The following is a 9,602-nucleotide window of genomic DNA, read 5'->3' on the forward strand; positions in this document are numbered from 1 at the left end:
CGCGCGGCCGCGGCCGATCCCGTTCTACGGCGAGCTCGGCAGTGTCAACCCGGTCGTGGTGACCGAGGCCGCGATCGCCGCGCGCGGGGAGGCCGTGGCGAAGGGATACGCCGGGTCGTTCACGCTCGGGGCGGGCCAGTTCTGCACCAAGCCGGGCCTGCTGTTCCTGCCGGAGGACCACGGCCTGACCGACACCTTGCGCGCGGCCCTGGACGGGGCGGCGGCGCAGCCGATGCTCAACGACCGCATCGCTTCCGGGTTCTCCGCGCAGCTTTCGAAGCTGCGCGAGGTCCCGGGCGTCGAGGTCGTGTCTTCGTCGCCTTCGTCCGCGCCCGCGTTCACCCCGACGTTGCTGTCGACCACCGGCAAGCAGTTCCTCGAGGGCGGCGCCGCCGTGCACGAGGAGTGCTTCGGGCCGGCGTCGCTGATCGTCACGTACGCCGACCAGGCCGAGCTGCTGCGCCTGCTCGACGTGATCGAACCGGGGCTCACCGCCACGATCCACGGCGAGGAGTCCGATGTGGACTGGATCCGGCCGGTGCTGCCCTCGCTGGCCCGCATCGCCGGCCGGCTGCTGTGGAACGACTGGCCCACCGGAGTGACGGTGAGCTGGGCCCAGCAGCACGGCGGCCCCTACCCGGCCACGACGGCCCCGACGACGACCTCGGTCGGCACCGCGGCGATCGAGCGGTTCCTGCGCCCGATCGCCTGGCAGGGCTTCCCGGACGCGCTGCTGCCCGAACCCCTGCAGGAGGCCAACCCCTGGCGGCTGCCCCGCCGCACCGACGGCTCCCGCTGACCCGTCGTGAGTGGCGAGGCGGGCGAGAACCCGTGTTGCCACTCACGACCCGCGGGGGCGCCCCCCGGTTCCACTCTATCGCTCGGCACCGACAGTTTCCGTGGCCGAGAGCCGTGGAGGTCACCTTCGGGCAGGCCCCGAAGGTGACCTCCACAGAACAAAATCCGCCGCCGCACAACTGAATCCGTTCCCCGCAAGCCAAGGATGTCTTGATCCTGGGAGGCATTGTCATGCCCGTGAACCGGAGAATTGCCCTGCGCGGTGGTGCCCTGGCGGCCGCTTCCACCGTGCTCCTGACCCGCCCGGCCTTCGCCGAGCCTGCGGCGACCGCCGTGAGAACGGCCAGGTCCGTGCCCGCCGCGACCGCGCCGATCGTCGCCGCGTACCGGCAGTTGCAGACCGGCATCAACCGGCCGTCGCCCGAACGGGCCGCGGCGCTGGCCAACCTGGGCCGCGTCGCCAGAGCCTACAACGCGAGCCTGTCCGTCGCCGGCGGTGGTGCTCCACTGTGGACCGATCTTCCGCTCGGCCCCGGCAGCGACTACACGACGTCGATGTACGCGCGGCTGCGGGCGATCGCCGTCGACTGGGGCACGCCCGGCGGTTCCCTGTCCGGTGATCCGGTGGTGCTCGACCGCGTCAAAGCCGCTTTGGAACTCCTCTACGCCAGCCAGTACAACGAAAACGTCGGCGAAATCGGCAACTGGTACACCTACGAAATCGGCATCCCGTACTACCTGCTGCACACGCTGTCGGTGGTCGCCGACCAGCTCACCGCCGAGCAGCTGGCCCGCTACCTCAAGCCGGTCAAGCGGTTCGTCGGCAACCCGAACCTGCGCGCGAACAACGCGTCGGTGGTCGAAACCGGCGCCAACCGCGCGGACAAGGCGCTCATCTCGATCGTGTCGGGCGCGATGCTCGGCGACACGGCGTGGATCAAGACCGGCATCGACGCGCTCACCGACGTCGCGGGCGGGGGCGCGGCGAGCGTCGTCGCGAAGCTGGACCGCGCGGCCGGCGACGGCTTCCACGTCGACGGCTCGTTCATCCAGCACGACACCATCCCGTACCCCGGCCACTACGGCATCGTGCTGCTGACCGCGCTCGCCGGCGCCATCCACGTCACGCAGGGCACCGAGTACGCGCTCCCGCAGCCGCTGAAGGACAAGATCTACGCGCTGGTCGCGGACAGCTTCGCGCCCTTCGTCTACGCGGGCGCGCTGATGGAGCCGGTGCGCGGGCGGATGCTGTCGCGCCAGGGCGAGACCGGCCACGACATCGGCCACCAGCTCACCGTCGCGACGCTCGTGCTGGCCCGGACGGCTTCGGGCAAGACGAAGACCGACCTCAACGCCCTCGCCGCGAAGTGGCTCAAGGAAGGCACGTTCGCGGCGTTCCTGAAGATCCCGGACCCGGAACGGTTCGCGCCCGGCCCGGACCTGGTGGCGACGCCGGGCATCGAGTTCGCGCAGGACATGCTGGCGTCGGGGGCGCGCCCGGCGCGGGTCGAGGCGACGCACCGCGTCTTCGGCCAGCAGGACCGGCTGGTGCACGTCACCGACGGCTGGTCGGCTTCGCTGGGCGTCAGCTCGACGCGGATTTCGCGCTACGAGGCCATCAACGGCCAGAACCTCAAGGGCTACCACGTCGGCGACGGCGTGCTCTACACGTTCCTGCCGAACGCCAAGGGCCACTACACCGACGCCTACTGGCCGACGGTCGACCCGCTGCTGCTGCCCGGCACGACCGAGCACGACGGCCCGGTCGACCCCAAGTTCGGCGGGGTGCCGGTGGGGCCGAACGCCCACACCGGCGGCGTCCGCTGGGACGCGCGGCACGGCGCGAGCGCGTTCGACTTCAAGAACTGGGACGGATCGCTGGTCGCGAAGAAGTCGTGGTTCTTCACCCCCGGCGGGATCGTCTGCCTCGGTGCCGGCATCACCGGCACGTCCGGCTACGCGGTGCGCACGACGATCGAGAACCGCAACCTCGGTGAGGGCGGCCGCGGGACCCTGCTGGCCGACGGCCGGCGGGTGACCATCGACCTCGGGAAAGCCTCCGCGCTGCGGAAGCCGCGCTGGGTGCACCTGGAGAACGTCGGCGGGTACCTGCTCCTGGACGACGCGTCGGTGACGGCGCTGCGCGAAGACCGGACGGGCGCGTGGCGCGACATCGACACGGGTGCCAACACCAAGGGCACGACGACGCCGAACACGCGCCGGTACCAGAAGCTGGTCCTGGAACACGGCGTCAAGCCGACGGACGCGAAGTACGCGTACGCGGTGTTGCCGGGCGCATCGGTGATCGACACGCTCACGGCGTCGTGGGCGTGGCGCGTGCTGGCCAACACCCCGGTGGTGCAGGCGATCCGCGTGACCGGCGGCCCGGTGCTGGCGAACTTCTTCGCGGCAGGCTCGGTCGGGGACGTCACCGTGTCGGGCCCGGCGTCGGTGGCGATCGGGCGGTGCGGGGCCCGGACCCAGCTGGCCGTGTCGGATCCGACGCAGCTGCAGGACAGCGTCACGGTGACGGTGCGCGGCCGGCCCGTGGTGGTGCCGCTGAAGGGCACGTTCGGCGCGACGAAGGTGGTCCTGGCGTAAGACCGCCCCGCCGGGCCGGTGCCCCGACCCGGCCCGGCGGGGTCCCCACCTCGGTTAGGCTCCGGTGCATGACCGAGCACGTGGACGTCCTGATCGTGGGCGCCGGCCTGTCCGGCATCGGCGCGGCCTGCCGGCTGCAGGAGCGCTTGCCGGGCAAGACGTACGCGGTGCTGGAAGCGCGTGACACGATCGGCGGCACCTGGGACCTGTTCCGGTATCCGGGCATCCGGTCCGATTCGGACATGTTCACCCTCGGCTACCCGTTCCGGCCGTGGAAGGACCCGAAGGCGATCGCCGACGGGCCGTCGATCCTGAGCTACATCCGCTCGACGGCCGAGACTTTCGGGGTGACCGGCCACATCCGCTTCGGGCACCGGGTGACGCGGGCGTCGTGGTCGTCGCCGGACGCGCGGTGGACGGTCTCGACCGCGCACGGCGCCACGTTCACCTGCCGGTTCCTGTACCTGTGCAGCGGCTACTACTCGTACGAGTCCGGGCACGTCGTCGACTTCCCGGGCCGTGAGGAGTTCGCCGGCGAGATCGTGCACCCGCAGCACTGGCCGGATTCGCTGGACTACACGGACAAGCGGATCGTGGTGATCGGCAGCGGTGCGACGGCGGTGACGCTGGTCCCGGCGCTTGCCTCGCGCGCTTCGCACGTGACGATGCTGCAGCGGTCACCGTCGTACATCGTGGCGCGGCCGGGCCGGGACGCGCTGGCCGACCGGATCCGCGCGTGGCTGCCGGAGAAGCCGGCGCACCGCGTGGTCCGGGGCAAGAACGTCGTGCTGGGAACGCTGTTCTTCCAGCTGATGCGGCGGCTGCCGGGCCGGGCGTCGCTGGCTCTGCGCAAGCGCGTGGCAGCGCAGCTGCCGGCGTCCATCCCGGTGGACCCGCACTTCGTGCCGTCCTACGACCCGTGGGACCAGCGGCTGTGCCTGGTGCCGGACGCCGACCTGTTCCGGGCGTTGCGTTCGGGGCAGGCGGACATCGTGACCGACCGGATCGCGCGGTTCACCTCGTCCGGCGTTGCCCTGGAATCGGGCCGCACGTTGCCGGCGGACGTCATCGTGACGGCGACGGGTCTGCGGCTGGTGGCCTTCGGCGGGATCGCGCTGACGGTCGACGGCCGGGCGATCGAACCGGGGGAGCAGCGGGCGTACAAGGGCACGATGTTCGGCGGGGTGCCGAACCTGGCGTGGTGCGTGGGGTACACGAACAGCTCGTGGACGCTGCGGGCGGACCTGGCGTCGCAGTACGTCTGCCGCCTGCTGGCGTACCTGGACCGGCACGGGTTCGCGTTCTGCGTGCCGGACGCGGCTTCGGCGGCGGGCGCGGGCCGGCCGCGGCCGATCGTGGACCTGCAGTCGGGGTACATCAAGCGGGCCGCTCCCGGCCTGCCGAAGCAAGGCGGGCGGCGGCCCTGGATGATGCGGCAGAACTACCTGCTGGACCTGGCCGACATGCGGTTCACCCGGGTGAACGACGGGGTGCTGCGGTTCGGCCGCGCGGGCTGATGTTCTCAGTTTTCGTGCTCTCGCAGCAGCCTGCGGACCGCGTTCCGGTCGCCCTCGATCGTCACTTTGTCGTCGGCAATGGCCTTCTCGAGGTGGTGAGGGCGCTCGAGCAGGGCGTTCAGCGTCGAGGGATCGGTCCGGATCGTCGCGTCCGGGGCTTCGGGTTCGCCGGGCTCGACCGTCAGGCGGCCCGGCTCGGTGCGGACCGTCCACACGCGAGCGTCCAGTTCGACGCGGTAGCACGCGGTGCTGCGCGGGCGGGCGGACCCGCGGAGGAACAGCAGCACGGACGTGACGCCGAGGGACGCGGACCGGGGGACCGTGATCCGCGCGCCCCACGCGCCCAGCGCCAGCACGACCGGCTCCAGTTCGCGGCCCCAGCCGGTGAGCTCGTAGACCGTCGAGGCGGCCGGGGGTGGCAGCTGCCGGCGCGTCACGACGCCGCGGCCCTCGAGCTCGCGGAGCCGGTCGGTGACCAGGTTCGAGCTCGCGCCGGGAAGCGCGCGGCGGACGTCGGAGAACCGCTGCGGCCCGAGCAGCAGCTCGCGCACCACGAGCAGGGCCCAGCGTTCCCCGACGACGTCCAGGGCGCGGGCGATCGTGCAGGCGTCCTGGTAGCTGCGACTCGTCGGCATGATCTCAATGTACAACTGAGTGGTTGTTTTTAACAACTGCATGGGCGTACGGTCGGCCTGGTCCGGATGTCGAGGGAAGGAACGGCCATGGGCCAGCCAGTGGTGCACTTCGAGATCATCGGCACCGACCCGGCGCGGCTGCGCGAGTACTACGGCGAACTGTTCGGCTGGGCGTTCGACACGTCCGGGCCGGTGTCGGACCAGGTGTCGGAGCCCGGGGGCTACGGGTTCGTGGAGACGGGCGGCATCCCGGGCGGCGTCGGCGGCGGCGCGGCTTATGAAAGCCACGTGGTGTTCTACGTGGGCGTTCCGGACGTCGCGGCGGCGCTGGCGGAGGCCGAACGCCTCGGCGGCACCCGCCGGATGGGCCCGGACCGCGCCCCGGGACGGGACCTGGTGGTCGCCCACGTCGCCGATCCGGAGGGCAACCTCATCGGCCTCGCGGGTCCGGCCTGATCGGCGGCCGGCTCGGGCACCCCGGCTGACGAAACGGGCCCGGAACCATGCGGTTCCGGGCCCGGGGTATCGAGGAGTCCCGGGTCAGCCTTGGCGGGCCTTGGAGCGCGGGTTGGCCTTGTTGATCACCAGCACCTTCGCTCCCCGGCGGATGACCTGGGCGCCCGGCTGACGGGCGAGCGAACGGATCGAGCTGCGGACCTTCATGGCGAGCCGTCCTTCCTGCGGGAGCTGCCGTCCCACACCCCGTTCAACCGTCTGCCGGTCCGTTTCATTCCGCAACTCAGCTGCTCTCGCGGGCCGCCCAGCTCTGCAGGTCGTCGCCGCGGATGGCGGCGGCCATCAGGTCCGGGAACTGGTCCGGGGTGCACGCGAAGGCCGGGATGCCCAGCTCGGCCAGGGCCGCCGCGTTCTCGTGGTCGTACGAGGGCGCGCCCGAGTCCGACAGCGCCAGCAGCGTCACCACCTGGACCCCCGCGCCGGTCAGCTCGGCCATGCGGTGCAGCAGCTCCTCCTCGTCGCCGCCCTCGTAGAGGTCGCTGATCAGCACCAGCAGCGTCCGCTCCGGGCGCTCGACCAGGCCCTGGCAGTACGCGATCGCCCGGTTGATGTCCGTGCCGCCGCCCAGCTGGGTGCCGAACAGGACGTCGACCGGGTCGGCGAGGTGCTCGGTGAGGTCCGCGACCTCCGTGTCGAACGCGACGAACGACGTCTTCAGCGCCCGCATCGACGCCAGCACCGCGCCGAACAGGCCCGAGTACACCACCGACTCCGCCATCGAGCCCGACTGGTCGACGGCCAGGATCACGTCCCGCTGCACCGCCTGCTGCCGCCGCCCGAAGCCGATCAGCTTCTCCGGGACGATCGTGCGCAGGTCGGGGGAGTAGTGCTTGAGGTTCGCGTGGATCGTGCGTGCCCAGTCGACGTCGCCGGGCCGCGGCCGGTGCGTGCGCGACGCCTTGTCGAGCGCGCCCCGGATCGCCGCGCGGGTGCGTTCGGCGAGCCGCTCCTCCAGCTCGGTGACGACCTTGCGGACCACCTCGCGCGCGGTCTCCTTGGTCTCCTCCGGCAGCACGCCGTTCAGCGACAGCAGCGTGCCGACCAGGTGGACGTCCGGCTCGACCGCCGACAGCAGCTCCTTCTCCAGCAGCATCCGGGTGAGCCCGAGCCGGTCGACCGCGTCGCGCTGCATGACCTGCACGACGGTGCTCGGGAAGTAGCGCCGGATGTCGCCCAGCCAGCGGGCGACCCGCGGCGCCGACGCGCCCAGGTTCGCGCTGCGCGGCCCGCCCGTGGCCTCTTCGTCGGGCTTGTCGTAGAGGGCGGCCAGCACCGCGTCCACCCCACTGTCCTCTTCGGACAGCTCGGCGTCCGCCAGCCCGGACCCCGGCCCGGCGCCGTCCCCGCCCAGCACCAAGCGCCAGCGCCGCACCCGGTCCGGGTCCGCGGTACTCATGCCCCCACCCCCAGCAGCGTCGCCAGGACCGGCAGCACGCGCTCGGCCCGGTCCTCGTCCAGTTCGTCGGCCGGCGGCACGGCGCGGGCGGCGCCGGTGAGCCCGGCCGCCCGCTGCCCGATCGCCCGCTTCTCGGGTCCGCTGAAGGCGCCGAAAGTGCGGCGCAGCAACGGAAGCACCTCGGTGAAGACGGCGTCGGGGATCGCCGCCAGCCACGCGTCGATCACCCGCAGCAGGCCCTCGTCGTGCACCAGCAGCAGCGCGCCGCCGTCGAAGAAGCCTTCGACGTACGCCGCGCCCGCCGACGGCGTGACGCCCGGCGTGAGGGCCCGGCCCAGCCGCAGTTCGACGTCGAGGGCGTCGAACAGCCCGGCGTCGTGCAGGATCCGGGTGAGCCGCCCGGCCAGCAGCGGCGGCAGCGACGACCGTTCCGCCAGCCTGGTCAGCGCCGTCAGCCAGCGGTCCTTCGCGTCGTCGCCCAGCAGGGAGGTCGCGTCGTGCACGCCGTCGACCAGCTTGGCCAGCCGGGCCGCGGCGTCGTCGTCGATGCCGTGGGCGGCCGGTGGCAGGCCGGCGCAGATCCGGTCCAGCATCCGGTCGGCGACCGCCCGCAGCGCGCCGGTGTCGGTGCCGCGGACGTTGCCGTAGCGGGTCGCCCTGGCCAGCGCGGGCAGGGCCGACATCAGCCGGGCGACGTCCGCGTCCGCCGCCGCCCGGGCGTCGAGCGCCGCGAGCGCTTCGGGCAGCGCCTCCGGCAGGTCGGCGAGCAGGCAGTTCTCGACGGCCGTGGTGACCTCGTCCAGCGGGGGCGTGCCTTCGACCGTGCCGCGGACCGCGGCGGTGGCCGCCGAGGGCACGGTCGTGCCGTACACCGCCGCCGCGACCAGATCGACCTCGAACGACGGCTCCCAGCACAGCGCCCACGTCTCGCGGAAGGTGCCCTTGTTCCGCCGCGCCGACGCCTCCCGGCTGCCCCACTCGATGCCGAGGATCCGCAGCCGGTGCAGCAGCTTCGAGCGGTCGAGCCCGCCCGGCGTCCGCAGGTCGAGGTCGAGCTCCTTGACGATCGGGTCCTTCTTCAGCCGCAGGCGTTTCGCGGTCGCCGTCAGGTCCGCGGCCAGCGGTGGCTGCGGGACGCCGTCCGGCACCTCGCCGAGCCGTTCGCCGACCACCAGCCGCCGGGTGACGAGCTCGACCTGCACCTCGTCCCCGCCGCACAGCACGGACCGGGTGGCTTCGGTGACCTCGGCGAGCCCGGCCGAGGACCGGCCCCGCAGCGTGGCCAGGGTCTCGGCGAGCCGGACCGCCTCGATGACGTGCGCGGTCGAGACGGGCAGGTCCTCCTCCCGCAGCACCGCGGCGACCCCGGTCAGCCAGCGCGTGGTGACGTCGTCGGCCGTGGTGAACAGGTGGTGGTACCAGCCCGGCGAGCGCACGCCCGCGCCGTAGCCGCTGGCCGTGGCGAGGCGCCCGTGCGTCCACGGGACCCAGGTGCACGCGACCTTCCGCTTCGGGAGTCCTTTGAGGACGGCCTGGTCGTGTGACGCCGGCGGCAGCGGGTCGGCCAGCGCGGGCACGTGCCAGGCACCGCAGACGACGGCGATGTTCTCGAAGCCGTCCTTGCGGGTGCGGCGCAGCACCGAGCGCATGTAGGCCTCGCGGCGGGCCTCGTTGCCCTGCGGCGGGTCCTCGTCCTCCCGCACCGCGCTCATCGCCTCGGCGATCACCTCGAACGGGCTTGCGGTGTCCCGCCGCGATTCCACGACGTCGTCCCACCAGCGTTCCGGGTCGTCGTAGCCGCCGGCCGAGGCCAGCAGGGCCAGCGGATCGACGGGCGGGCCGGTGTGCTCGTCCGGCGGCGCGGCGAAGGTGTGGGCGGCCGGGAGGTCGCAGAACCGCACCGGGATCCCGGCCTCGCGGGCGTAGGCGAGCGCCTGCCATTCGGGGCTGAAGACGGCGAACGGCCAGAACGCGGCGCGCGAGACGTCGTCGGGCGCGTAGGCCAGCAGCGCGACCGGCGGTTGCATGGCCGGGTCTTCGGTGAGCTCGACCAAGGCGTCCGCTTCCGGTGGCCCCTCGATGAGGACGACGTCCGGTTCGAGCTCGGCGAGCCGCGCCGCCACGGCCCGGGCGGATCCC

General features: G+C 72.7%; 8 protein-coding genes. 4 read left to right on the forward strand and 4 right to left on the reverse strand.

What is annotated here, in order from left to right; all coding sequences use genetic code 11:
• The 3 genes from CCN39_RS22480 to CCN39_RS22490 all read left to right on the forward strand — a co-directional run.
• The coding region (locus CCN39_RS22480; protein ID WP_143264113.1) for an aldehyde dehydrogenase family protein at positions 1-799 on the forward strand (799 nt) is incomplete at its 5' end.
• Positions 800-1,029: 230 nt separating this feature from the next.
• Positions 1,030-3,399, forward strand: a complete 2,370-nt coding sequence (locus CCN39_RS22485; protein WP_208630317.1) for a polysaccharide lyase 8 family protein — start codon at positions 1,030-1,032, stop codon at positions 3,397-3,399.
• 68 nt (positions 3,400-3,467) lie between these two features.
• The gene (locus tag CCN39_RS22490; RefSeq protein WP_086845016.1) at positions 3,468-4,916 is read left to right on the forward strand and encodes a flavin-containing monooxygenase; all 1,449 of its coding nucleotides are present in this window, start codon (positions 3,468-3,470) and stop codon (positions 4,914-4,916) included.
• A 5-nt stretch (positions 4,917-4,921) separates the two neighbouring features.
• Here the strand turns inward: CCN39_RS22490 and CCN39_RS22495 are convergent, their stop codons facing one another.
• Positions 4,922-5,551 (reverse strand): winged helix-turn-helix transcriptional regulator, encoded by a 630-nt coding sequence (locus tag CCN39_RS22495; RefSeq protein ID WP_086845018.1) that lies wholly within the window; start codon positions 5,549-5,551, stop codon positions 4,922-4,924.
• A gap of 87 nt (positions 5,552-5,638) precedes the next feature.
• Here CCN39_RS22495 and CCN39_RS22500 point away from each other — a divergent pair, with 87 nt between their 5' ends.
• Positions 5,639-6,007 (forward strand): VOC family protein, encoded by a 369-nt coding sequence (locus CCN39_RS22500; RefSeq protein ID WP_086845020.1) that lies wholly within the window; start codon positions 5,639-5,641, stop codon positions 6,005-6,007.
• Positions 6,008-6,091: 84 nt separating this feature from the next.
• Here the strand turns inward: CCN39_RS22500 and CCN39_RS22505 are convergent, their stop codons facing one another.
• From CCN39_RS22505 to CCN39_RS22515, 3 genes are all read right to left on the reverse strand, one after another.
• The gene (locus CCN39_RS22505; protein ID WP_086845022.1) at positions 6,092-6,214 is read right to left on the reverse strand and encodes a ribosomal protein bL36; all 123 of its coding nucleotides are present in this window, start codon (positions 6,212-6,214) and stop codon (positions 6,092-6,094) included.
• A gap of 76 nt (positions 6,215-6,290) precedes the next feature.
• Positions 6,291-7,463 (reverse strand): VWA domain-containing protein, encoded by a 1,173-nt coding sequence (locus CCN39_RS22510; RefSeq protein ID WP_086845023.1) that lies wholly within the window; start codon positions 7,461-7,463, stop codon positions 6,291-6,293.
• Positions 7,460-9,602: DUF5682 family protein (locus CCN39_RS22515; protein WP_086845025.1), on the reverse strand; the 2,143-nt coding region annotated here is incomplete at its 5' end. The genes CCN39_RS22510 and CCN39_RS22515, both read right to left, overlap by 4 nt.

It is taken from the genome of Amycolatopsis kentuckyensis, assembly GCF_002155975.1.
GTDB lineage: Bacteria > Actinomycetota > Actinomycetes > Mycobacteriales > Pseudonocardiaceae > Amycolatopsis > Amycolatopsis kentuckyensis.

Excerpts from the sequence above, each read along its gene's own strand:
- CCN39_RS22485 (WP_208630317.1), top strand. The coding sequence starts at position 1,030 with ATGCCCGTGAACCGGAGAATTGCCCTGCGCGGTGGTGCCCTGGCGGCC.
- CCN39_RS22490 (WP_086845016.1), top strand. The coding sequence starts at position 3,468 with ATGACCGAGCACGTGGACGTCCTGATCGTGGGCGCCGGCCTGTCCGGC.
- CCN39_RS22495 (WP_086845018.1), bottom strand. The coding sequence starts at position 5,551 with ATGCCGACGAGTCGCAGCTACCAGGACGCCTGCACGATCGCCCGCGCC.
- CCN39_RS22500 (WP_086845020.1), top strand. The coding sequence starts at position 5,639 with ATGGGCCAGCCAGTGGTGCACTTCGAGATCATCGGCACCGACCCGGCG.
- CCN39_RS22505 (WP_086845022.1), bottom strand. The coding sequence starts at position 6,214 with ATGAAGGTCCGCAGCTCGATCCGTTCGCTCGCCCGTCAGCCGGGCGCC.
- CCN39_RS22510 (WP_086845023.1), bottom strand. The coding sequence starts at position 7,463 with ATGAGTACCGCGGACCCGGACCGGGTGCGGCGCTGGCGCTTGGTGCTG.